This is a genomic window from Streptomyces sp. NBC_00820 (genome assembly GCF_036347055.1).
In the GTDB taxonomy this organism is placed as follows: Bacteria; Actinomycetota; Actinomycetes; order Streptomycetales; family Streptomycetaceae; genus Streptomyces.
Map to the genome: position 1 here is coordinate 6,997,710 of NZ_CP108882.1, position 22,504 is coordinate 7,020,213.

Annotated in this window: 18 protein-coding genes, 1 tRNA gene and 1 pseudogene; 11 read left to right on the forward strand and 9 right to left on the reverse strand. The window is 71.4% G+C overall.

The annotated features are described in order from the left end of the window. Positions 1 to 58 precede the first annotated feature (58 nt). The 5 genes from OIB37_RS31250 to OIB37_RS31270 form a co-directional block, all read right to left on the reverse strand. Positions 59 to 1,756, reverse strand: a complete 1,698-nt coding sequence (locus OIB37_RS31250; protein ID WP_330460960.1) for a hypothetical protein — start codon at positions 1,754 to 1,756, stop codon at positions 59 to 61. A 321-nt stretch (positions 1,757 to 2,077) separates the two neighbouring features. After that, complete coding sequence (locus OIB37_RS31255; RefSeq protein ID WP_330460961.1) at positions 2,078 to 3,475, reverse strand: amino acid permease; 1,398 nt, start codon at positions 3,473 to 3,475, stop codon at positions 2,078 to 2,080. A gap of 276 nt (positions 3,476 to 3,751) precedes the next feature. Next, positions 3,752 to 4,582, reverse strand: coding sequence for a carbohydrate ABC transporter permease (locus tag OIB37_RS31260; protein ID WP_330462038.1), 831 nt, complete (start codon positions 4,580 to 4,582; stop codon positions 3,752 to 3,754). A 59-nt stretch (positions 4,583 to 4,641) separates the two neighbouring features. Beyond that, positions 4,642 to 5,625, reverse strand: coding sequence for a carbohydrate ABC transporter permease (locus tag OIB37_RS31265; protein WP_330460962.1), 984 nt, complete (start codon positions 5,623 to 5,625; stop codon positions 4,642 to 4,644). A gap of 8 nt (positions 5,626 to 5,633) precedes the next feature. Further along, the gene (locus OIB37_RS31270) at positions 5,634 to 6,947 is read right to left on the reverse strand and encodes an ABC transporter substrate-binding protein (protein WP_330460963.1); all 1,314 of its coding nucleotides are present in this window, start codon (positions 6,945 to 6,947) and stop codon (positions 5,634 to 5,636) included. A gap of 608 nt (positions 6,948 to 7,555) precedes the next feature. Between OIB37_RS31270 and OIB37_RS31275 the strand changes: the two genes are divergently transcribed. The 4 genes from OIB37_RS31275 to OIB37_RS31290 all read left to right on the forward strand — a co-directional run bounded on the left by OIB37_RS31275 (position 7,556) and on the right by OIB37_RS31290 (position 10,920). Further along, on the forward strand, positions 7,556 to 8,575 hold the full coding sequence (locus OIB37_RS31275) for a sugar ABC transporter substrate-binding protein (protein ID WP_330460964.1): 1,020 nt from the start codon (positions 7,556 to 7,558) through the stop codon (positions 8,573 to 8,575). Continuing rightward, positions 8,575 to 9,651, forward strand: a complete 1,077-nt coding sequence (locus OIB37_RS31280; protein ID WP_330460965.1) for an ABC transporter permease — start codon at positions 8,575 to 8,577, stop codon at positions 9,649 to 9,651. The genes OIB37_RS31275 and OIB37_RS31280 overlap by 1 nt, the downstream gene beginning before the upstream one ends. 4 nt (positions 9,652 to 9,655) lie before the next feature. Next, entirely contained in the window at positions 9,656 to 10,570 is a 915-nt protein-coding gene (locus OIB37_RS31285; RefSeq protein WP_330460966.1) for an ATP-binding cassette domain-containing protein, read from the forward strand. A gap of 74 nt (positions 10,571 to 10,644) precedes the next feature. After that, on the forward strand, positions 10,645 to 10,920 hold the full coding sequence (locus OIB37_RS31290; protein ID WP_443058228.1) for a hypothetical protein: 276 nt from the start codon (positions 10,645 to 10,647) through the stop codon (positions 10,918 to 10,920). On the opposite strand, the gene OIB37_RS31295 is transcribed toward OIB37_RS31290, so the two are convergent. Beyond that, positions 10,908 to 11,945: an NAD-dependent epimerase/dehydratase family protein gene (locus OIB37_RS31295; protein WP_330460967.1), complete on the reverse strand. Its 1,038-nt coding sequence runs from the start codon at positions 11,943 to 11,945 to the stop codon at positions 10,908 to 10,910. The two genes, OIB37_RS31290 and OIB37_RS31295, sit on opposite strands and share 13 nt — an antisense overlap. 137 nt (positions 11,946 to 12,082) lie before the next feature. On the opposite strand from OIB37_RS31295, the gene OIB37_RS31300 reads away from it, so the two are divergent. Further along, a complete protein-coding gene (locus OIB37_RS31300) occupies positions 12,083 to 12,640 on the forward strand; it encodes a TetR/AcrR family transcriptional regulator (RefSeq protein ID WP_330460968.1) in 558 nt (185 codons plus the stop codon). A gap of 27 nt (positions 12,641 to 12,667) precedes the next feature. On the opposite strand, the gene OIB37_RS31305 is transcribed toward OIB37_RS31300, so the two are convergent. Together OIB37_RS31305 and OIB37_RS31310 are read right to left on the reverse strand one after the other, a co-directional pair. Then, on the reverse strand, positions 12,668 to 13,672 hold the full coding sequence (locus OIB37_RS31305) for a Gfo/Idh/MocA family protein (RefSeq protein ID WP_330460969.1): 1,005 nt from the start codon (positions 13,670 to 13,672) through the stop codon (positions 12,668 to 12,670). Between the two features lie 182 nt (positions 13,673 to 13,854). Further along, positions 13,855 to 15,042 carry a Gfo/Idh/MocA family protein gene (locus tag OIB37_RS31310; protein ID WP_330460970.1) on the reverse strand — a complete coding sequence of 396 codons (1,188 nt, stop codon included), beginning with the start codon at positions 15,040 to 15,042 and terminating at the stop codon, positions 13,855 to 13,857. A gap of 144 nt (positions 15,043 to 15,186) precedes the next feature. On the opposite strand from OIB37_RS31310, the gene OIB37_RS31315 reads away from it, so the two are divergent. Both OIB37_RS31315 and OIB37_RS31320 read left to right on the forward strand, forming a co-directional pair. Further along, positions 15,187 to 15,702: a hypothetical protein gene (locus OIB37_RS31315; RefSeq protein ID WP_330460971.1), complete on the forward strand. Its 516-nt coding sequence runs from the start codon at positions 15,187 to 15,189 to the stop codon at positions 15,700 to 15,702. A gap of 228 nt (positions 15,703 to 15,930) precedes the next feature. After that, positions 15,931 to 16,863 (forward strand): dioxygenase family protein, encoded by a 933-nt coding sequence (locus OIB37_RS31320; RefSeq protein WP_330462040.1) that lies wholly within the window; start codon positions 15,931 to 15,933, stop codon positions 16,861 to 16,863. 28 nt (positions 16,864 to 16,891) lie between these two features. On the opposite strand, the gene OIB37_RS31325 is transcribed toward OIB37_RS31320, so the two are convergent. After that, positions 16,892 to 17,470: a TetR/AcrR family transcriptional regulator gene (locus OIB37_RS31325; RefSeq protein ID WP_330460972.1), complete on the reverse strand. Its 579-nt coding sequence runs from the start codon at positions 17,468 to 17,470 to the stop codon at positions 16,892 to 16,894. A 260-nt stretch (positions 17,471 to 17,730) separates the two neighbouring features. Here OIB37_RS31325 and OIB37_RS31330 point away from each other — a divergent pair, with 260 nt between their 5' ends. The 4 genes and pseudogenes from OIB37_RS31330 (at position 17,731) to OIB37_RS31345 (ending at position 22,426) form a co-directional block, all read left to right on the forward strand. After that, entirely contained in the window at positions 17,731 to 19,161 is a 1,431-nt protein-coding gene (locus OIB37_RS31330) for an MFS transporter (protein ID WP_330460973.1), read from the forward strand. A gap of 45 nt (positions 19,162 to 19,206) precedes the next feature. Continuing rightward, positions 19,207 to 19,280 (forward strand) — tRNA-Pro (locus OIB37_RS31335). 191 nt (positions 19,281 to 19,471) lie between these two features. Further along, a pseudogene (locus OIB37_RS31340) lies at positions 19,472 to 19,771 on the forward strand (aldehyde dehydrogenase); the annotation flags it as partial. Positions 19,772 to 20,410: 639 nt separating this feature from the next. Next, on the forward strand, positions 20,411 to 22,426 hold the full coding sequence (locus tag OIB37_RS31345; RefSeq protein ID WP_330460974.1) for a TOMM precursor leader peptide-binding protein: 2,016 nt from the start codon (positions 20,411 to 20,413) through the stop codon (positions 22,424 to 22,426). Positions 22,427 to 22,504: the final 78 nt, after the last annotated feature.

A 22,504-nucleotide genomic window follows, 5' to 3' on the forward strand; every position in this document is an offset into this window, starting at 1 on the left:
TCCTCGGCCTCCACTGGGGGTGTGGGAGTGGGTCGGGTGCCGCTGGGGGAGCCGGTGTCTACGGCTCGTCCGGGGTTCCGGCGGGCTCGATGGGCTCGAGTTCGTCGGGCCGGAAGTAGTGGAAGCGGCCGTACCAGGTGTGCAGCTCGGCCGCCGGATCGTCGTCGACGGTGACGGCCACGTGCGTGCTGCCGTCCACGTCGTGGAAGACGGCGGCCACCTGTGCGCTCCGGCCGGCCAGGAACATGTCCTGCGCGTCGGCGCCCCGGCCCCGCGGGCGCAGCCGCACGCGGCAGCCCTTGCCGACGCGCCTTCCGTCGACGAGCACGGTGTCGGTGGCCGGGGACAGGCCGTCGTCACCGCCCTCCTGCCACCAGGCCGGCCGGCCGGGGACAGCGGGACCAGCGAGGTCGGTGCCGACACCGAGGCCGGGGGCGAGGGGGCTCGTGGGGCCGTAGGGGTTGCCGGGGCCGCTGGGGCCGCTGGGCCCGACAAGGCCGGTGGGGCTGGTGAGACCAGTGTGGTCAGCGGGGCTGGTGAGACCAGTGTGGTCAGCGGGGCCGGCGAGACCAGTGGGACCAGTGGGGCCGGCCGGGGTCAGGGAGCGGACGGCGCCGTGCAGTCGCTCGAAGACCTCCGGGGGCATCGTGTCGACCCGGTCGAGGATCGCGGCGGCGCGCGGATCGGTGGCGCGCGCCTCGCGCTTCTCCTCGTCGGTCAGCAGCATCGTGCGCAGGGTGAGGATCTCGTCGATCTCCGCGGCGTCGTGCAGATCGCCCGGGCTCTCGGGCGCCACCTGCGGGTGATCGGGGAGGATGATCGGCGCGGAGAGCAGGAGGTCGCCGGTGGCCCCGTCTCCGTCCCCGTCGGCGTCGCCGTCGGCGCCGGCCGGGCCGGTGGGGGGTGCGCCGCCGAGGACGGGAAAGGTGAACTCGTTCCGGCAGGCCCGGGTGTCCTCGCGCAGCGCGGCGGGCGGATCGATCAGCGACACGAAGTCCACGCCCTCGCCGGCGAGGAGGGTGTGCGTCGCGATGAGGGCGCCGCGCAGCGCCTCGTCGCGCGGGGTTCGCGGATCCGGCGCGGGCCCCGCGTGCACCGTGCGCACCCGGAGCCGGCAGAGATCCTCGGACAGCCGCTCGGCCACGAGCGTGGTGCGGGCCCGCACCTCCTCGCGACGGCGCACCACCCGCCCGATCCCGTCGGGCAGCGGTTCGCTGTCCGTTCCGGCCGGCGCTTCCACCGCGAGGGTGTGCTCGCGCCGCAGCAGGTCCTCCAGTGGGACGGTGAGCCCGGCCTCGCGGGGCACCGCCTCGTCGAAGCTCAGATGGGCCGTGCCGTCGTCCGTGTGCAGGGACGCGACCGCCCGGTGGCTGCCGTCGCGGCCGGCCTCCTCCACCTGCTTGTGCTGCAGCTGGAGGTAGCGCACCCGGATCCGTACGACCGCGTCGGGCCGTCGTACGCGCAGCAGGCACTCGGTCCGCTGGTACCAGGAGTCCGCCGAACCGGAGACGCCGACGACGACGGGCCCGGACTGTTCCACCCAGTCCCGGGGGAAGAGCACCCCGAACTGCCAGCGCACGCGGTTCTTGGCCGAAGACCGGCGGTAGGGATACAGCAGGTAGCCCTCGTAGAGGACGGCGTCGGCGACGGCGCTCACCTGCTCGAAGCCGTACCGGGAGCGGCCTGCCGCCGGCCCCCTGTCGGTCTCGGTGACGGCACAGACCGCACTGCCGTCCTCGACCAGGCCCTCCGACATCCCGCCTCCTCGGATCCGTACGCGCGTGCGCCCATGCCTTCCACCACCGTCACACCGCCGACGCAGACTCGCCTCCTCCAGCCCAGCGGCGTTGAGCCGTTCGAGCGATCGGCGGTGGAATCGGCCGTGAGGTCGGCCGTAGGCGCGGGGCGGGGCGGGGCGTGGCACGGGTGCGACACGGATGCGACACGGGTACCGGGAACGCGACGAGGGGCCGTGCCGGATCTGGTCCGGCACGGCCCCTCGAAGGTCTTCAGTTGTGTTGCGTCGTACTGCTGCGTGCTGTGCCGTGCCGCGGTTTCGGGGCCGGCGGCCGCCGGGTCACGCCGCCCGCTGCCGCCGTCCCGCCATCACCGCGAAGATGATGATCCCGACGAACAGGAACAGCACGCCCTGGTACACCGCCGCGTAGCCGGCGCCCGCGACGAGCCAGACGGAGAAGCCGGCGGCGACGCCCGCGATCACCAGGTCGCGCACCAGCCGGGCCGGGGCGACCTGGTCGCGGCGGCCGCTGATCAGGTGGAACAGCTGCGCGGCGGCGGCCAGCAGGTACGGCACGGTGGCGGTGAACGTGGTGATGAGGATCAGGGACTCGAAGACCTTGCCGGAGCCCGACATGTAGTTGTAGACGGTCAGCAGCGAGGCCAGCACCACGGTGACGACGACGCCGACGGTCGGCACGCCCCGCTTGCGGCGGCCGAAGGCGGCGGGGAACAGGCCGTCCTGCGCGGCGGCGTACGGGGTCTGGGCGCTCAGCAGGGTCCAGCCGTTGAGGCAGCCCACCATCGACACCAGCGCGGCGAGCGCGACGGCCCAGCCGCCCCAGGTGCCGCCGAACATGGCGTTCACGGCGTCCGAGAAGGGCGCGGTGGACTTCACCAGGTGGTTGTGCGAGACCGTGCCGAAGACGGACAGGGTGCCCAGCAGGTAGACGATCGCCGCACCGGCGGTGCCGATGACCGTGGCGCGCCCCACGTTGCGCCGCGGGTTCTTGACCTCGCCCGCGCTGACCGCGGCGGACTCCACACCGAGGTAGGAGAAGAGCAGCAGCGCGGCGGAGGCGGACACCGCGCTCAGGGTGCTCCCGCCGCTCGCGTGGAAGGGCCCGAGCTTGTGCGGGTCGAAGAAGAACAGACCGCCGATCGCGACGAGGAGCAGCGGAGCGAACTTCAGCACGGTGGAGACGAGCTGCACGGCGCCCACGTACCGGGTGCCGGCGAAGTTGGAGAGGGCGGGCAGCCACAGGATGACCAGCGCCGCCAGGCACGCGGTCCAGCGGTGGCCACTGACCGGGATCAGCACGTCGAGGTAACCGACGGCCGCGACGGCGAGCGCCGCGTTGGAGACCCAGGTGGTGATCCAGTACGACCAGGCGGTGAGGAAGCCGGCGAAGTCGCCGAAGGCCTCGCGGGCGTAGACGTACGGGCCGCCGGTCGCCGGGTTGCGCTCGGCGAGGCGGCCGAACACCAGGGCGAGCGCGATGGCGCCGACGGTCAGGACGCCGAAGGCGACCAGGCTGACCGTGCCGAACGGGGCGACGGAGGCCGGGAGCAGGAAGATGCCCCCGCCGATGATGTTGCCCATGACCAGGGCGGTGGCGACGGGCAGCCCGAAGCGGCGGGCGTGCTTGCCGGTGTTGCCGTGCTGGTCCTCACCGGGAATCTCGTGGGCGCCCGGGGGCGCCGGAGCCGTCTGCGGGGCGGTCCCGGTGGCGTGCATGCGTGGCGTTACCTCTCAGAGAACTGGTGTTCCCGGGATCGCCGGGACCAGCCCATGGTCCGTGATGCACCGCGCCGGTGCCAAATCACCGTTTCTTGTGCCGTAAAGGACGCCCGATCATGCAAAAACCTTTCTTCGTAGGCGCGGGGGCCGGGAGAAATTGCGGTCGGTGTCCAGGGGGTCGCTCAGCGGAACCGGCTGGTCAGGCCCTGTACGAGCCCGAGGAACGGTCTCAGCGGCGCGGTCTCGGCCCCTGTCCGAGCCCGAGGCGCGGCCTCAGCTCTTGTTCGAGCCCAGGGTCAGGCCGCTGACGAACTGGCGCTGGAGCGCGAAGTAGACGATCAGGGTCGGAACGGCGGTGAGCAGGGCCCCGGCGGCGACCAGGTTGGGGTCGGTGAAGTACTGACCGGAGAGGTTGTTCAGGGCCGAGGTGACCGGCATGTTCTCGCCGGTCGAGATCAGCACGAGGGCCCAGAAGAAGTCGTTGTAGATCCAGATCGACAGCAGCGTCGCGAGGGCCGCCATCGCCGGCTTGCACAGCGGCAGCGTGATCTGCCAGTACAGCCGCCACACCGAGGCGCCGTCGACCAGCGCGGCCTCGGTCAGTTCCTGCGGCAGCGAGCGCATGTAGTTGCTCAGCACGAAGGTGCAGAACCCGGACTGGAACGCCACGTGGATCAGCACGAGCCCGAGCGCGGAGTCGTACAGCTTCCCGCTCGCGGTGACGCCGGGCAGGTCCGTGAGCAGGTACAGCCGGTACAGCGGGGTGATGATCACCTGTTGCGGGAGCAGGTTGCCCGCCGTGAAGACCAGCAGCAGCGCCAGATTGAGGCGGAAGTCGAAGCGGCTGACGCGGAAGGCGACGCAGGAGGACAGGAACAGGGTCAGCAGCACGGCCGGTACGGCGATGATCAGCGTGTTGCCGAAGTAGTGCAGCATGTCCGACTGCTCGAACGCGTTCGTGAAGTTGTCCAGGTTCAGCGTGTCCGGCCAGGACACGTAGCCCTTGGAGCTGGTCTCGCCGTACGGCCGCAGCGCGGAGAAGACCGCCCACAGCAGGGGCGCGAGCCACGCCAGGGCCGTACCGGCGAGGAAGACGTGCAGCATGATCCGGGCCGGACGGACCGGGGGCCGCCGCTTCGGTCCGGCGGTGACGGTGGAGGCGCTCACGATCGCCGTTCCTTCCGGAAGGCCGCCACCAGGTACGGGATGATCACCGCGAGGGAGATCACCAGCAGGACGACGGCGATCGCCGACCCGTAACCGATGCGGCTGGACTCGCCGATGATGTTGTTGGTCACCAGGATCGACAGCAACTCGGTGCCCTGCGCGCCCTTGTTGAAGACGAAGACCAGGTCGAAGGCGCGCAACGACTCGATGACGGTGACGACCAGGACGACCGTGTTGGTCGGGCGCAGGGTCGGGAAGACGACGTGCCTGAACGTCTGCCACTCGCCCGCGCCGTCCAGCGCGGCGGCCTCCCGCAGCGACGGGTCGACGCTCTTCAGGCCTGCCAGGTAGAGGATCATCATGTACCCGGTGTGCCGCCAGGACGCGGCGACCAGGACGGCCCACAGGTTGAGGTCGGGGTCGCCGATCCAGTCGATGTAGTGGCCGGGCTCGTTGGCTCCGGTCAGGCTGTTGATCAGGCCCGTGTCCGGGTTGTAGACGAGTTGCCAGACGAAGCCGATGCACGCCATCGAGATGACGACCGGCAGGAAGTACGCGGTCTGGTAGACCCGGCTGAACCGGATCCGCTTGTCCAGCTGCACGGCCAGGAACAGGCCGAACGGCGTCGGGACGAGGATCAGCGCCACGAACCAGACGGCGTTGTGCTGAAGGGCCGGCCAGAACTGGGGGTTGTCCTCGAAGAGCTGCCGGAAGTTGTCCAGGCCGACCCACTTGATCGAGTCGAACCCGATGCCGTCCCAGGTGGTGAAGGCCAGCGCGACGGAGGCGAGGGCGGTGACCCAGACCAGGATCAGGTGCAGGACCGTGGGCACGCCGACCATCGCGGCGAGCGTGAACCGGTCACGGCGGGTCAGCAGGCGCCGGCGGCTCCGCGCGGCCCGCCGCTTCGCGAGCGCGGGGCCCGCGGGCGGCCGCGCGGCCGCCTCCGGGGACTGGGTGGTGGTCGTGTCGGTGGTCATCGGGCCGCTCACGAGGACGCGAAGATGGTCTTCTTCTGGCGCTCGATCGACGACAGCAGTCCGTCCACGCCCTTGGGGTTCTGGATGAACTTCTGGAGCGCGGGCTGCATCACCGTGGAGGTGAAGTCCGGCCGGCTGTCGCGGTCCATGAACTGGGTGAGGGTCTTGGCGTTGCCGATCATCGTGAACGCCTTCTTCTGCAGCGCCGAGTACGCGGAGGTGTCGGCCTTGTCGGAGGCGGCCACCACGCTGGAGTCGGTCTTGAGGTAGACCTCCTCGGCCCCCGGAGTGCCCAGGTACTCCAGCAGCTTCGCGGCGCCCGCGTGGTTCTTCGGTGCCTTGCTGAGCATGAAGCCGTCGGTCGGCGCCTCGACCGTGTCCTGGCCGTAGGCCGGGTCGATCTCGGGGAAGGCGAAGAAGTCGAGGTCGTCCAGGTCCGCCTTGTCCGTGAACTGCTGGGCCACGAAGGAGCCGAGGAGGTACATGCCGGCCTTCTTCGCCACCAGCGTCTGCGCGGCGTCCTGCCAGGTACGGCCCATGGCGCCGTCCTGGTGGTAGGGCAGGATCTCGGTCCAGTGGTCGAAGACCGCCCTGACCCTGGCGTCGGTCCAGGAGGCCTTGCCGGCCATCAACTGCACGTGGAAGTCGTAGCCGTTGAGGCGGAAGTCGATCTGGTCGAAGGTGCCCATCGCCGGCCACGCGTCCTTGTCGGCGAAGGCGAGCGGCACGAGTCCGTCCCCCTTCATCCGCCGGCACAGGGCGACGAACTGGTCCCAGGTGGTGGGGACTTCGTAACCGTGCTGCCGGAAGACGCTGCGGCGGTAGAAGACGGCCCACGGGTACGACGTCATCGGCACGAAGTAGTACTTGCCGTCCTCGCCCTTGCTGAGCTTCCTCATCGCCTCCGGGAAGTTGCCGCCGATCTTCTGCCACACGTCGTCCAGCGGCGTGGCGAGCTTCTTCGCCGCGAAGAACTGCATGCGGTACCCGGCGAACCAGTTGAACACGTCGTCCGGAGTGCCCTGGAGGTAGGAGTTGATCTGCTCCTGGAAGGTGTTGTGGTCCTTGGTGTTCACGTGGACCGTGAGTCCGGACTGCTTCCTGAAGGCTTCGTAGACGGTCTCGAACGCCTTCTTCGGCACCGCGTCCGAGGCGTTGGAGCCTACGGAGACGGTCTTCGGGTCGGAGCCGGACCCGCTGCCGCCGCAGGCGGACAGCAGGGGTACGCCCGCGCCGGCGAGGACGGCGGCGCCGCCGGCTCCGCGCAGCAGCGAGCGACGGCTGGGACCCGGGACGCGGGGGTCGGAAGGGGAAAGGCGCATGGCGGCTCCTGAGGCGTGCGGGATTCGACCGAGGGGATGAGCCAGTCACCGAGAGGTGTTCAAAACCAGTCAGAAACCAACTAGGGCCTTTCTTCCGGATCAGGCCGGCTCCGGTCTGCGGTGCCTTCTGGCCGACCCGAGCGGGGTCTGGTGCGTGCAGCTGCAAGGCGGAGGAGGGAGTCGACGCGGCGCGTCGGCGAGTGACGACAACGCAGCAGATGTGCGTGCCAGACCCCGCGACCCCGGCAAGATCCGGAAGAGAGGCCCTAGGCCGAACACCGTGGCGTAATCACAGCCTCAGGTCCGCTCACGCGTCAATAGGTGTGCCGGTACGGGGGTGCGGCTTGCCTGAAACGTGATCGGCGCCTCCGCTCCGTCCGGGCCGGGCGTCAGGTCAAATTGCTTGCTGCTCAGGCCTGTTGGTGGGGCATGATGGCGCCGGAAGTGATCAGTGTTCCGTCGCTTTCCGCCGCCTGTGTGCCGCTCTGTCTGGACCTGATTTGAAATAATGTCTTGACAAAGTATTGACACTGGGTTCGGCAGGGACTTGGATCGCGTGCCAACGCAACAGCGTTCCTTCCCCCGTAGCGCAGTGAGGTGCACCAAAGATGGACCGCTCTTCTCGCTCCCGGTCCCGCAGGCCGGCCCTCGTCGTGGCCATGGCCACCGCGGTGGCCCTCACCCTCGCCGGCTGCTCCAGTGGCTCCGGAGGGAAGAAGGCCGAGGAGGGAGGGCCGGGTGCCTCGGCGGGCAAGGCCGACACCCCCCGGATGACGGTCGCGCTGGTGACCCATCAGTCGCCGGGCGACACCTTCTGGGACATCGTGCGCAAGGGCGCCGAGGCCGCCGCCGCCAAGGACAACGTCAAGCTGATCTACTCCGCGGACCCGAACGCCGGCAACCAGGCCAACCTGGTGCAGAACGCGATCGACCAGAAGGTCGACGGCATCGCCGTCACCCTGGCCAAGCCGGACGCCATGAAGGACGCCATCGGCAAGGCGAACGCGGCGAAGATACCCGTGGTCGGCCTCAACTCCGGGCTCAGCGACTGGAAGAAGCTCGGCCTGCTGGAGTTCTTCGGTCAGGACGAGACCGTGGCCGGCGAGGCCTTCGGCAAGAAGCTCGACGCGGTCGGCGCCAAGAAGGCCGTCTGCGTCATCCAGGAGCAGGGCAACGTCGGCCTCGACCAGCGCTGTGACGGGTTGAAGAAGACCTTCTCCGGTACGACGGAGACGCTGTACGTCAACGGCACCGACATGCCCTCCGTGAAGTCGACGATCACGGCCAAGCTCAAGCAGGACAGCGCCATCGACCACGTCGTCACGCTCGGCGCCCCCTTCGCGCTGACCGCGGTGCAGTCGGTGGGCGACGCGGGCAGCAAGGCCAAGGTCGCCACCTTCGACCTGAACAAGGACCTGACCGGCGCCATCAAGAAGGGCACCATCCAGTTCGCGGTGGACCAACAGCCGTACCTCCAGGGCTACCTGGCGGTCGACTCCCTGTGGCTGTACAAGAACAACGGCAACTACAGCGGGGGCGGCGAGCAGCCGGTGCTGACCGGTCCGGCCTTCGTCGACAGCTCCAACGTCGACCGGGTCGCCGAGTTCGCCACGAAGGGCACCCGGTGATGAGTGCGGCCCCACAGGCCGGGCCGGCGGTCGACGGGCCGCCGGCGTCCGGCCCGAAGGACACCGACGGCCGCACCGCCCACCGCCCGCCGGTCCTGCGCCTGCTGGCCCGGCCCGAAGTGGGCGTCTTCCTGGGCGCCATGGCCGTCCTGGTGTTCTTCCTGATCGCCGCGCCCTCGCTCCGTCAGGGCGGCTCGATGGCCACGGTCCTCTACCAGTCCTCGACCATCGGCATCATGGCCCTGCCCGTCGCCCTGCTGATGATCGGCGGGGAGTTCGACCTGTCCTCCGGCGTCGCCGTGATCACCTCCGCGCTCACCGCGAGCATGCTCAGCTACCAGCTGACCGTGAACGTGTGGACCGGTGTGGCCGTAGCCCTCGTCCTCTCCCTCGCGGTCGGCGCGCTCAACGGCTGGATGGTCGTACGGACCAGGCTGCCCAGCTTCCTGGTCACCCTCGGCACGTTCCTCATCCTCCAGGGCGTCAACCTCGCCGTCACCAAGCTCGTCACCCGCAACGTCGCCAGCGACGACATCAGCGACATGGACGGATTCGGCCAGGCCAAGAAGGTCTTCGCCTCGTCGGTCGACATCGGCGGCGTCCAGGTGAAGGTCACGGTCTTCTACTGGCTGGCCTTCGCGGCCCTCGCCACCTGGGTCCTGCTGCGCACCAAGTACGGCAACTGGATCTTCGCCGTCGGCGGCAGCAAGGAGAGCGCGCGTGCCGTCGGCGTCCCGGTGGACTTCACCAAGATCACGCTGTTCATGCTGGTCGGCTTCGGCGGCTGGTTCACCGGCATGCACAACCTGTTCTCCTTCAACACCGTGCAGTCCGGCGAGGGCGTGGGCCAGGAGCTGATCTACATCGCCGCGGCCGTCATCGGCGGCTGCCTGCTCACCGGCGGGTACGGCTCCGCGATCGGCCCGGTCTTCGGCGCGTTCATGTTCGGCATGGTGAACCAGGGCATCGTCTTCGCGGGCTGGAACCCCGACTGGTTCAAGACCTTCCTCGGCGCGATGCTGCTCGGCGCCGTCCTGATCAATCTGTGGGTCCAGCGCACGGCCACCCGGAGGTGAAGCGATGACCGACAACGGAACCGGAACCCACGGCGCCGTCCTCCCGGAGGCCGCGGCGTCGTCCACGGACGCACCCCTCGTCGAACTGCGCGGCGCGGGCAAGTCCTACGGCAACATCCGCGCCCTGCACGGCGTCGACCTCAAGGTCCACGCGCGGCAGGTGACCTGCGTCCTCGGCGACAACGGCGCGGGCAAGTCCACCCTCATCAAGATCATCTCAGGGCTGCACCGGCACACCGAGGGCGAGTTCCTCGTGGACGGCGTCCCGGTGCGCTTCGGCACACCGCGGGAGGCCCTCGGCAGGGGCATCGCCGCCGTCTACCAGGACCTCGCCACGGTGCCCCTGATGCCGGTGTGGCGGAACTTCTTCCTCGGCTCCGAGCTGACCAAGGGGCCCTGGCCGGTCCGCCGCCTGGACATCGCCCGCATGAAGGAGACCGCCGACCGGGAACTGCGCGACATGGGCATCGTCCTGGACGACCTGGAGCAGCCCATCGGCACGCTCTCCGGCGGCCAGCGCCAGTGCGTGGCGATCGCGCGCGCGGTGCACTTCGGCGCCCGCGTGCTGATCCTGGACGAGCCGACCGCCGCGCTGGGCGTCAGACAGTCCGGTGTCGTGCTCAAGTACATCGCCGCCGCCCGCGAGCGCGGCCTCGGCGTCATCTTCATCACCCACAACCCGCACCACGCTTACATGGTCGGCGACCACTTCAGCGTCCTGCGCCTCGGCACCCTCGAACTCAGCGCCGCGCGCGACCGCATCACCCTGGAGGAGCTGACCAACCACATGGCGGGCGGCGCCGACCTCGCCGCGCTCAGGCACGAGCTGGCGCAGGTGCGCGGGGTGGACGTGGCGGAACTGCCGGAGGCGGAGGACCTCGCCGCACCCGCGGCGGACCCTGCCGGGAACGAGGCCTGAAGGGCGGGAACCGGCGGACGGGCGCGGGCGTTGTCATGGATGACGGGGGCACCCGCCGGTGACGGGAGGGCGAGATGACAGACCGCACGCAGGCCCGGCAGACATCCGCGCGAGCCGCGGACGCGGAGGAAGCCGCGGAGGCCACGGAAATGGTGGTCGCCATGGTCGCGGCGGACGCCGTGGACGTGACGGGGACGACGGACGCGGCGGGTCTGCGCCGGGCCCGCTTCGGCGTTCTGCCCGAGCGGATACGCCCGCAGGACACGGTGGAGACCAGCCCCGCGACGCTGCCCGACCCGGCGCGCGACCGCTACCACGCGGACGAGTGGCTGGTGCGCTACTGCGGCTGAGGCGCGAGGGCGGGGACGGCGCCACGCGAGATCAGGCTCTCGGCGCAGTCCAGTACCGTCCGGGCGGCGGGCCGGGGCTGCCAGCCGAGCAGGCGGTGTGCCTTCTCGGTGATGTGCCGGCTGCGCCGGCCCAGTGCCGGGGTGATCTCGCGCAGCGTCCGGTCCCCGAACCGGGCCGCGAGACGTACGGCGAAGTCCGGGAGCCGGCGCGTGGAGACGAGCCGGCCCTGGTCCCCGAGTCCGTCCCGCAGCACCTGCGCCATGTCCGCCATCCACATGAACTCACCGGTGGCGAGGAAGCGTTCGCCCGCCGCGGCCGGCGCGGTCATGGCCCGCAGGTGGACGTCCACCAGATCCCGTACGTCCACGATCTCCAGACCGATCCGCGGGATGCCGCGCATCGCCCCGGAGAGCATGCGCGCGACGATGCCGACCGAGCCCAGGCTGTCCGTGGCGAGGACGGGGCCGAACACGGCGCCGGGCAGCACCGTGGTCAGCTCGGTCGGACCGTCGTGGCGGGCCATGAAGTCCCAGGCGGCCCGCTCCGCGAGGGTCTTGGCGCGGCGGTAGGGGATCAGCGTGGGATCGTCGGGATCGGTCCACAGCGACTCGTCGGTGACGCCGTCGGTGGCGTACGACGAGGGGCTCGCCGCGTTCGCCGCGGACGTCATCACCACGCGGGACACCCCGGCCGCCGTCGCGGCGCGCAGCACGCGCAGGGTGCCGTCCCGGGCCGGGGTGAGAAGGTCGCCCGAGGCCGTCGTACCCAGCGGTGAGGCCACGTGCTGGACGCGGTCCACGCCGTCGAGCGCGGCCTCCCAGCCAGCGTCGTCGGTGAGGTCGGCGACGGCGAAGCTCAGCCGCCCGGCCGGGTCGACCACCGTGGACACGGCCTCGGTGACGGCCCGCTCGCGGCCGGGGGAGCGCACGGTCGCGCGCACGGAGTGACCGCGCCGCAGCAGCTCGGCGACGCACCAGCCGGCGATGTATCCGGTACCACCGGTGACCAGGACGAGTTCGGACATGACCGTCCTCCACGGAAGAAGGGTGAGACAGGGTGGGGTATGCCAGAATGGCAGGAAACGGAGGGCCCTCCGCTATGACTCCAACGTACCGGAGGGGCCTCCGGTAAGCAATCGGAGACTGGACGGAAACCGCACCCGTGAACCCGCAGCCCGCGAAGCCGACCCGGAAAGACGCCCGCGACAACCGCGCCCGCATCCTCGCCGTCGCGCGCGAGGAGATCGCCGCGTCGAGCACCGCCTCCCTCACCGCGATCGCCAAGAAGGCGGGCGTCGGCATCGGCACGCTCTACCGGCACTTCCCGACCCGCGAGGCGCTGATCCTGGAGCTCTACCGCCGCGACCTCCAGTACCTCATCGACCTCGCGCCGCGCCTGCGCGACGAGCACCCCCCGCTGACGGCCCTGCGCCGGTGGTTCGACGAGGTCGCCCGGTACGGCCGGCTCAAGTTCGGCGTGGCCGAGGTCATCCACGCGGCGACGGACAACGGCCGCGAGGACGAGTTCTACGGACCCTTCGTCCAGGCGATCGCCGTCCTGCTGGAGGCCGGCGCCGCCGACGGCTCCCTCAAGGCCGGCATCGACCCGGAGGACGTGCTGCTCCAGCTCAGCGTGTTGTGGCGGATCGACCCGGCGCGTGACGGGGAGGCGCGGGCCGCCCGGATCATGGGGCTGATCGTGGACGGACTCCGCGCCTGACGTCCCCTCCCGAGGGCGCCGCCCGGGTCAGGCCGTGCGGACCTCCGCGAGGGTCACCGGCCGGTGCTCGCGCAGCGACAGGGCGCACGCCTCGGCGATCCAGCCCGCCTCCAGCGCGTCCTCGACGGTGCAGGGGGAGGGGCGCGTGCCGGCGACGACCTCGGTGAACGCCCCGAGTTCAGCGCGGTAGGCGGCGGCGAAGCGGTCCATGAAGAAGTCGTGCGGGGTACCCGACGGGAAGGTCACGCCGGGCTCGACCGAGCGCAGCGGCAGCCGGTCGTCCAGGCCGACGGCGATGGAGTCCGCGAAACCGTGCAGCTCCATCCTCACGTCGTAACCACGGGCGTTGTGGCGGGAGTTGGAGACCACCGCAAGCGTGCCGTCGTCCAGGGTGAGGAGCGCGGAGGTCGTGTCGGCGTCGCCCGCGTCCGCGATGTACTTGGCGCCCCGGTTGCCGCCGGCCGCGTACACCTCGCGGACCTCGCGCCCGGTCACCCAGCGGATGATGTCGAAGTCGTGCACGGAGCAGTCGCGGAAGATGCCCCCGGAGGCGGCGACGTACGCGGCGGGCGGCGGCGCGGGATCGAGAGTCGTCGAGCGGACCGTGTGCAGCGCGCCCAGTTCACCGGCCCGGACGGCGGCCCGCGCGGCGGCGAAGCCGGTGTCGAAACGGCGGTTGTAGCCGATCTGGACCGGCACCCCGCTGTCCCGCACCGCCTTCAGCACCTCGGTGCCCTCCGCCATCGTGCGGGCGACGGGCTTCTCGCAGAACACCGGGACACCCGCCTCGACGCAGGCCAGGACCAGTGCCGGGTGGGCGTCCGTGGCCGCCGCGACGACCACGCCGTCCACCCCGGCCGCCAGCAGCGCCTCCGGCGAGTCCGCGACCTCGGCCCCGAACCGCTCCGCGGCCGCCTTGGCCGCGTCCGCCGACGGGTCGGCCACGACAAGTGACTCGACGACGTCCAGCCCGGAGAGGGTCTCGGCGTGGAAGGCGCCGATGCGGCCGAGGCCGAGGATTCCGATACGCATGTGATCCGCTGCTCCCTGTGTGTGATTGCCGTGCGCGGCCGGGGCTCCGCCCCCGGCCGCCGACCGGCACGCGTGCCCGCGCGCCGATCCAGGTCGTCACGCCCCGTCCCGCGCCCAGGGCACCGCCATGTCGGCCCGGTCCCGGTCCCAGTTCCAGTCCCCGTCCCGCGCGCAGGGCGCCGTCACGTCGGCCCAGGTCCCGTACCGTGCCGGGGTGCCGTCACGTCGACCCACGTCCCGCTCGAGGCCGACTCCGCCATCGCGTCCAGCACGGCGGCGCTGTGCACCGCGTCCGCGAGCGTGGCGCCGTACGGCTCGCCCTCGGCGATCGAGCGCAGGAACCGGTAGGCCTCGATGACCTTCAGGTCGTCGTAGCCCATCGCGTTGGCCGCGCCCGGCTGGAACGCGCCGAACTCGCCGTCGCCCGGGCCGACGTACACCGTGCTCACCGGCTGGTCCTGGTACGCCGTACCGCGGCTGACACCCAGTTCGTTCATCCGGCGGAAGTCCCAGAACACCGCGCCCCTGGTGCCGTGCACCTCGAAGCCGTAGGCGTTCTGTTCGCCGACCGAGACCCGGCAGGCCTCCAGCACGCCTCGGGCGCCGGAGGCGAAGCGCAGCAGGCAGCCTGCGTAGTCCTCGTTCTCGACCGGGCCCGGCTCGCCGCCGGAGGCGAGGGCGTGACCGGCGGTGGCGCCCGTCGGACGGGGCCGCTCCGGGACGAAGACGGCCGTGTCGGCGGTGAGGGAGACGATGTCGCCGAGCAGGAAGCGGGCCAGGTCGGCACCGTGCGAGGCGAGGTCGCCGAGCACCCCGCTGCCCCCGCGCTCCCGCTCGTAGCGCCAGGTCAGGGCGGCGTCGGGGTGGGCCGCGTAGTCGCTGAACAGGCGGACGCGCGCATGGGTGACCCTGCCGATCTCGCCGGAGGCGATCAGCGCTCGGGCGGTCTCCACGGCGGGCGCGGAACGGTAGTTGAAGCCGACCGTGCCCTGTACGCCGGCCTTGGCGACCGCGTCGGCCACCGCTCGGGCGTCCGCGCCGGTCAGCCCGACCGGCTTCTCGATCCAGAGGTGCTTGCCCGCCTCGGCCATGGCCACGCCGATCTCCCGGTGCAGGAAGTTCGGGGACGTGACGCTGACGGCCCCGACACGCGGATCGGCGGCCACCTCACGCCAGTCGCGGGTGGCCGACACGAACCCGTACCGCTCCGCGGCCTCCTCGGCCCGGCCCGGTACCGGCTCGGCGACCGTCACCAGCTCGGGACGCAGGGGCAGACGCGGATAGTGGTGCCGGACGCGGGCGTACGCCTGGGTGTGCACCCGGCCCATCCAGCCGAACCCGACGACAGCGACACCGAGCGCTTCCACCATGACAGCCCCTCGTCCGACCGGTCCCTCTCCTGCCCGGGCCACCTTTGTGCGGACATGGCCGGGTGTCAACATCCCCACCGGCGGCGGACGCGTCGGGCCCGGGACGGGTGGCGGGCGTGCCGGGCGCGGGTGATCGTGGGGAGCATGGCTGACTCCACGGCGGCCGCCGGCGAGCCCCGCCGGGGGCACGACACGCGCGAGGCCATCCTGTTCGGCGGGGTGTACGGCGCCGTCCTCGCCAGCGCGATGGTCGCCGCGCTCAGCCAGCACGGCCACAACTCCGCCGGCAGCCGCCGCTACGACGCCGCGTGGCTGCTGGTCACCGCGCTCGCCTCGGCCCTCGCCCACGGCTACGCCCACTACATCGCCGAGCGCGCCCCGAACCATCGCGGGGCCGTCCTGCGCAGCCTCGCCGCCGAATGGCCCCTGGTCGTGACCGTCCTGCCGACCGTCCTGCTGCTGGCGGGCGGCGGCTGGGGCTGGTGGCCGTCGGACCAGGTGGAGTACCCGGCGTTCGCTCTCAACATCGCGATCCTCTTCGCCCTCGGGGTGATCACCGCCCGTCGGGCCGAGCGGAGTTGGCCGGGCGCGGTGCTCACCGGCCTGGTGGACGCGCTGCTGGGCGTCATCGTGGTGGTGGCGAACGCGTTCATCCATTGACCCGTACGGCCCTTTCACCTCCCTTCGCCAGGTACTCGGCGCGGGGTTGGGCATGCAGTCGGTATGACCACCGAAGACACCACAGCCGCGCCGGGTGCGCGTGTGCGCGCCGCGACCCGAGCCGTCGTTTCCGAGGACACCGCCGGCGCGATGGGCCGGGCTGCCGTACCCGGGGATGTCGCGGGCGCGATGGGCCGGGCTGCCGTACCCGGGGATGTCGCGGGCGCGATGGGCCGGGCCGTCGTACCCGAGGACGGTGCGGGCGCGGGGGACCGAGGTGCCGTACCCGAGGACGCCGTCGGCGCGGTGACCCGGCAGGTTCTCGACGGCCTGCGCGCCACCGGGGACGACCGCCTGCGCGAGCTGCTCACCGCGCTCGTCCGCCATCTGCACGGCTTCGCGCGCGAGACGCGGCTGACCCAGGGGGAGTGGGAGCGGGCGATCGGGTTCCTCACGGCCACCGGACAGGCCTGCACGGACACCCGGCAGGAGTTCGTGATGCTCTCCGACGTCCTCGGCCTGTCGATGCTGGTCGAGACGTTGCACGAGCACGGTGCGCCCGGCGCCACCGAGTCCACGGTGCTCGGCCCCTTCCACATGACGGCGTCCCCGCCGCGAGCCCTCGGCGCCACCATCGACCTGGTGGGCGGCGGCGAGCCCTGCGTGGTCAGCGGCCGGATCCGCTCCGCCGACGGCACCCCGCTGCCCGGCGCCGTCCTCGACGTCTGGCAGGCGGACGGCCACGGCTTCTACGACGTCCAGCGCCCGGACGTCCAGCCGCCCGGCAACGGGCGCGGCCTGTTCACCGCCGACGGCGAGGGACGCTTCCGCTTCCGCACCTGCGTGCCGAGCGCGTACCCCGTCCCCACCGACGGCCCCGTGGGCGCGCTGCTGCACGCCACCGGCAGGCACCCCTACCGCCCCCCGCACATCCACTTCATCGCCACCGCCGAAGGGCACGCCCCGCTCACCACCCACATCTTCGTGGCGGGTGGTGCGTACCTGGACTCGGACGTGGTGTACGCGGTGAAGGACAGCCTGGTGCGGGACTTCACCCCGACCGACGACCCCTCCCTGGCGCGGGAGTACGGCGTGGCGAACCCCTTCCGGCACGCCCGCTTCGACCTGGTGCTGGAGCGCGAGGCGGGCGAGGGGACGTAGGGGCGCGCGGAGGAAGGGGGAGCCGGCCTCAGCGGCCGGCGCGTACCCCGTCCAGCGCGATCGACAGGACACGGTCGCGCTGGGCGTCGTCCTCGAACGCGGTGGCCGTGATGCCGGCGACCATGCGCAGCAGGTCGCCGAAGTCCATGTCCTTGCGGGCCACGCCCTCCCGCTGGGCGCGCTCCAGGAGGGGACCGCCGGCCGAGTACATCGAGTCGCGGCAGGCGGTGAAGATGTCGGACTCGCCGTCGAGGGCCTCGCGGACCGCGCGCTTGGTGACCATGTAGCCGGCGAACCGCCTCAGCCACGCGGTCAGCGCCTCCCACGGCTCCCGGTCGGCGACCTCCACGGAGGCCTGGCAAAGGGCGTTGACCTCGTCCGCGTAGACGCTCTCGAAGAGGTCGCGGCGGTTGGGGAAGTTCCGGTACAGGGTGCCGATGCCGACGCCGGCCCTGCGGGCGATGTCCTCCAGGGAGGCGTCGGCGCCGTGCTCGGCGAAGGCCTCGCGGGCGGCCGCGAGGAGGGCGTCGTAGTTGCGGGCCGCGTCCTTACGGTGCGGCCGGCGGGACGCGACGATCTCGCTGACGGGGAACGGCGTGGCCGTCACTGATGCCTCCCGGGGGAACAGGTTGAAACGGAGGTGCGCCTCCGCTACAGTGGAGGGGTACCTCCACTTTACCAGTGGGGGGCTGTGTGGCCACGGGCGGTCATGCCCGGACCCCGACCTCCCCCTCGCCTTCTTGGCTTCCTCGTCTTCCTCGTCTTTCTTCTCTCACCCGTGTGGCACGGGACCGCGCCGGAAGCGCGGCCCGTCCCCGGTCCCGTACACGCAAACCCTCCGCGTCCTGACTCCGGAGAGGCTCCTCCATGCCCCGCAAGTCCTCCCGCCTCACCTTCGCGGTCCTCGCGACAGGTGCGGGCGTCTTCTCCATGCTGCAGTCGCTGGTCGCACCGGCCCTGCCGACCGTCCAGCACGCCCTGCACACCTCGCAGTCCACCGCGACCTGGGTGATGACGGCCTACCTGCTGTCCGCCTCGGTCTTCACCCCCATCCTCGGCCGCGTCGGCGATCTCGTCGGCAAGAAGCGCACCCTCGTGGCGGTCCTGGTGGCCGTCCTCGCGGGCTGCCTCATCGCCGCGCTCGCCCCGACCATCGGCGTGCTGATCGTCGCCCGGGTGGTCCAGGGCGTCGGCGGCGCCCTCTTCCCGCTCGCCTTCGGCATCATCCGGGACGAGTTCGCGCCGTCCGAGGTGAGCGGCAGCATCAGCAACCTGTCCGCGGTGATCGCCGCGGGCGGCGGCGTCGGCATGGTTGCCGCAGGCCCCATCGTCTCCGCCCTCGACTACCGGTGGCTGTTCTGGATCCCCGTGGCCGTCGTCGCCGCGACGATCCTGATAGCCCTGCGCTATGTCCCCGAGTCCCCCAAGCGTGCGCAGGGGACGGTCAGTTGGCTCGGCGCCGCCCTGCTGTCGGCGTGGCTGGTGGCGCTCCTGCTCCCGCTCAGCCAGGCCACACGATGGGGCTGGGGCTCCGCGAAGACCCTCGGCCTGTTCGCCGCCGCCGTGGCGCTGTTCGCGCTGTGGCTCACGACCGAGTCGCGCTCCCGCAGTCCGCTGATCGACTTGCGCGTGATGCGACTGCCCACGGTGTGGACGACCAACGCGGCCGCCCTGCTCTTCGGTGCGGGCATGTACGCGATCTGGTCCTTCCTGCCGGGCTTCGTCCAGATGCCGTCCGCGGCCGGCTACGGCTTCGGCGCGAGCGTCACCGAGTCCGGGCTGCTCATGCTGCCGATGCTGATCGCGATGTTCGCCTCCGGCATCCTCTCGGGGCGCCTGGAACCCCGCCTCGGCGCCAAGGTGCTGCTCACCACCGGCGCCGCGCTCGGCGCGCTCGCCTGCGGCTTCCTGACCTTCTGGCATGACGAGCAGTGGCAGATAGCCGTCGTCGCGGGCCTGTTCGGCCTCGGCATCGGACTGGCCTTCTCCTCCATGGCCAACCTCATCGTCGGCAGCGTCCCGCCCGAGCAGACCGGCGCCGCGACCGGCATGAACGCCAACATCCGCACCATCGGCGGCTCCATCGGCGCCGCGCTCACCAGCGTCCTGGTCACCGGCCGGCTCCAGCCCTCCGGACTGCCGTACGCCTCCGGCTACACCCACGGCTGGGCCCTCCTCGCCCTGCTCTGCCTCGCCGCGGCCGGCGCCGCCCTCCTGGTCCCGGTGCGCCGCACCGCCGGCCGCGTGGTCGACCCCGTTCCCGCGGAGGCGGCATCGGCACCCGTGCGCGTGCGGTAGTGTTGACCTGCGTGATCACGCGGAACGCTCCGTGTGAGACCGCAACGGGACGTGGCGCAGCTTGGTAGCGCACTTGACTGGGGGTCAAGGGGTCGCAGGTTCAAATCCTGTCGTCCCGACTCGTGAGAGTCGCAGTTCAGGGGCCGTTTCGGAGAAATCCGAGGCGGCCCCTGAATCGTTTTCGGGGACCGGTTGGGGACAGCCTGCCTTGACCGAGTCAGCGGGCGGACGAGGCGCCGGGTCGCGAACCTGACAGCCGATGTCGGTGGGGCAAGCCCCGCCCAGGGTGCGCAGCGCGGGGTGCGGGTCGGGCCTGTACGTGCCGTCCGACCCGGGCGGCCCCGACGAGCACGCCAAGCACGGCCAGCTTCTGGTCTCGATCGGCAAGATGTTCGAGAAGGGGCAGAAGATGGGCACCGGTCAGTGCAACGTCAAGCGGTACAACCGCCAGCTGCGTGACCTGATCATCTCCGGGCGCGCCAAGCCCAGCTTCGTGGTGTCCCACGAGTTGCCGCTGGAGCAGGCCCCGCAGGCGTACGAGAAGTTCGACAAGCGGATCGAGGGCTACACCAAGGTGGTGCTGCACCCCGGTCACGACCTCGCCGCCTGAGGCACGGGTCCGGGCACGCGCGGGTGCGCAGGGGGTCAGTGCAGCGGCACTGACCCCCTGCGCACCCGCGCGTGCCTCGTGCGGTGGTGGAGTGGCTTGTTTGCGATCGGGATCGATTTCGAGAGTGGAGTGCGCGCGAGCCGCTGGGGCTACCGCCGGTTACATGATGAAACCGCTCAAGTAGATTGCGTTTCACTGATCGCGGGGCGCCGGCGGATTTCGGCCGGGCGCTAACTGTTGTCCAGCAAACGGGAAGCGATAATGATCCGGGAGGCCGGCCCTATATCGCCCCGCGCCGTCATGGTTCGTCAAGCGGATCACCAAGGATTCCAAAAGCGGTCCAATCGGGCACCGCTCGTTGAAGTCGGTACAGACTGTTGACGCGGCCATTACACGGCAGACACAATCCTCCCCGGTGGACGCGGGTAGCGATGCCCCACCATCGAGAGGCGTACGATCCTGCGAAGGGGCGATATGCAAACGATCGACCGTGCACCTCTGATGGAGATAAGACCCCGGCTGCGTAATGACGTGGTATTCCTTCGCGTCGACACCGGAATCTATCTCAGAAGTTCAGAGACTTCCTGCGTCCTCAAAGGCGCCGGCGCGTATGAGTGGATGTCCGTCCTCGGCCCGCGAATGACCGGCGAATCCAGCATCGCCGAATTATGTGATGGGCTGGACGACAGCCGTCGTATAACCGCCGTCGGACTGATACGCACCCTGCTCGACCGGGGCTTCGCCCGCGCCGTTCCGCGTCCTGACGTGCAGGTGCTGCCGGCCGCCGTATCGGATCTGTTCGCGCCGCAGATCAACTTCGTGGAACATTTCATGCACGCGGACCAGCGGACGCCGCAGGAACTCTTCGCGCGGTTCCGCTCCTCCCGGATCCTGGTCAGCGGACCGCCCGGGAGCGTCGCGGCGGCAGCGGTGCGCGGCCTGTTGCGCAACGGACTGGCCGAGACCACGCTGGACGACGCCGCGTGGGGATCGGAATTCGACACCGAGACGGCTCGGCTCGCGGAAGCGGGCGCACCGGCACACGTCGTCGTGCTGCCGTCGACCCCCGAGGATCTGACGCCGTACGACGTCGTGGTGGCCGTGGCCGACGGCTCGCGCGGCGGTGCGCTGCTCGAACTGACCGAACGGCTGCACGGCGCCCTGCGGGGCCCGCGCCTGGTCCCGGTGGTGGCCGACCGGGACCACGTGGTGCTCGGGCCGGTCTCCGGACCCGCGGAGCAGCCCTGCTGGGTGTGCGCGCGGCTTCGGCTGTCCGCCAACTCCGATCCCCGGCTCATGGCCGACTTCTGGCGCGCGATGGCGATCGGCCCGACCGGCGGTGAGGCCCCGAACGCCGGTGACACCCCCGGCGGCAGCACGGTGGCGCAGTCCATGGCCGGCAACGCCGTCGCGTTCGAGGTCTTCCGGCTGCGCACCGGCCAGTTGCGGCCGGACGACGAGCGGCACGCCGTGATCCAGGACCTGACCACACTCGAGTCCGGCCGCGAACGGGTGCTGCCGCACCCCGGATGCCCGATGCGGCACCAGCGGGTGGAGCCCGACGACGCCGTACGCCCGCCCGCCGACGACAGTGACGCCTATGGGCGAGCGGCTGTTCTGGTCTCCCCGGAATTCGGTCTGCTGTCCGGCTGGACGGACGACTCGATCCGGCAGATCCCGCTCAAGACCGGCCGGGTGCGGCTCGGGCCGGCCGGATCGCCGGCCGACGAAGCGCGCGAGATCGCCGCGTTCGACGCCGACACCGTCCTGGTCGCCCGCACACGCGCGGTGCAGGCGGCGGTCGTCTGCTACCTGGGCAGGCTCGGGCCCTCCGGGCTGCCGGACCAGGCCGGCCCGGCCGCCCCCCTGGACGGGGACGTGGTGCCGGCCGAGCGGCTCGCCCTGTTCAGCGGCCTGCCCGTAGCCGAGGAGGACCCGGCAACGCGGGCCCGGCTGTCCGCCGTGTCCCTGCACGACGGCAGCCATTGGCAGGTGCCGGCCGCGGCCGTCCACCCGCTCTCCCCGGCCAACTCCCGGCTGCTGTTCGAGCCGAGCCCCGCGGGCGCGGCGGCCGGCTGGACTGTGGCGGACGTACAGGAACGCGGGCTGTGCTCGGCGCTGGCGCAGCGCGGGCTCGTCCGCGCGATCCGCGGCGAGGAACCGGCCCTGCCGCTCACCGAGGAGTGGCTGGCCGGCGACGACGAGACGGCCTTCGCGCTCGGCAGTCTGCGGCACATCGGCCGAACCGCCCGCCTCTACGCGCTGCCCGGCGCCGCACCGGCCTTCGCGGTGCTCGCGGTGGTCGAGGGCGCCGATGGCGGCGCGGTCGACTGGGCGACGGGCTCGGCGCTGTCGGTACGGGCCGCCGTACGCGAGGCGGTGCGGGACGCCGTCGGACTCGCCGTCGGCCGGCACTACGAGGGCGCGCCCCTGGACCCGGGCGACCCGCTCGTGGCCGACTTCGACCCCAGGACCCTCGCCGAGGGCGACGCGAAGGCCGAGTGGTCCTTCGACCAGCCCGGGATGCCGATGCCCGAAGCGCTCGGCCGACTGGACGCCGACGGCACGCGTGTCCTGTTCGCCGACACGACCCCCATCGACCTGAGCGCGGTCCGCGCCATGGTCACCGGAACGATCCTGCTCGCCGAGAAGTAGCGCGGCGGCGAGCCGGCCCGCGCCCCCGAGGCGCGCCACGGTTCTCGGAACACAGGTTCCGGGTGCACATCCCACATC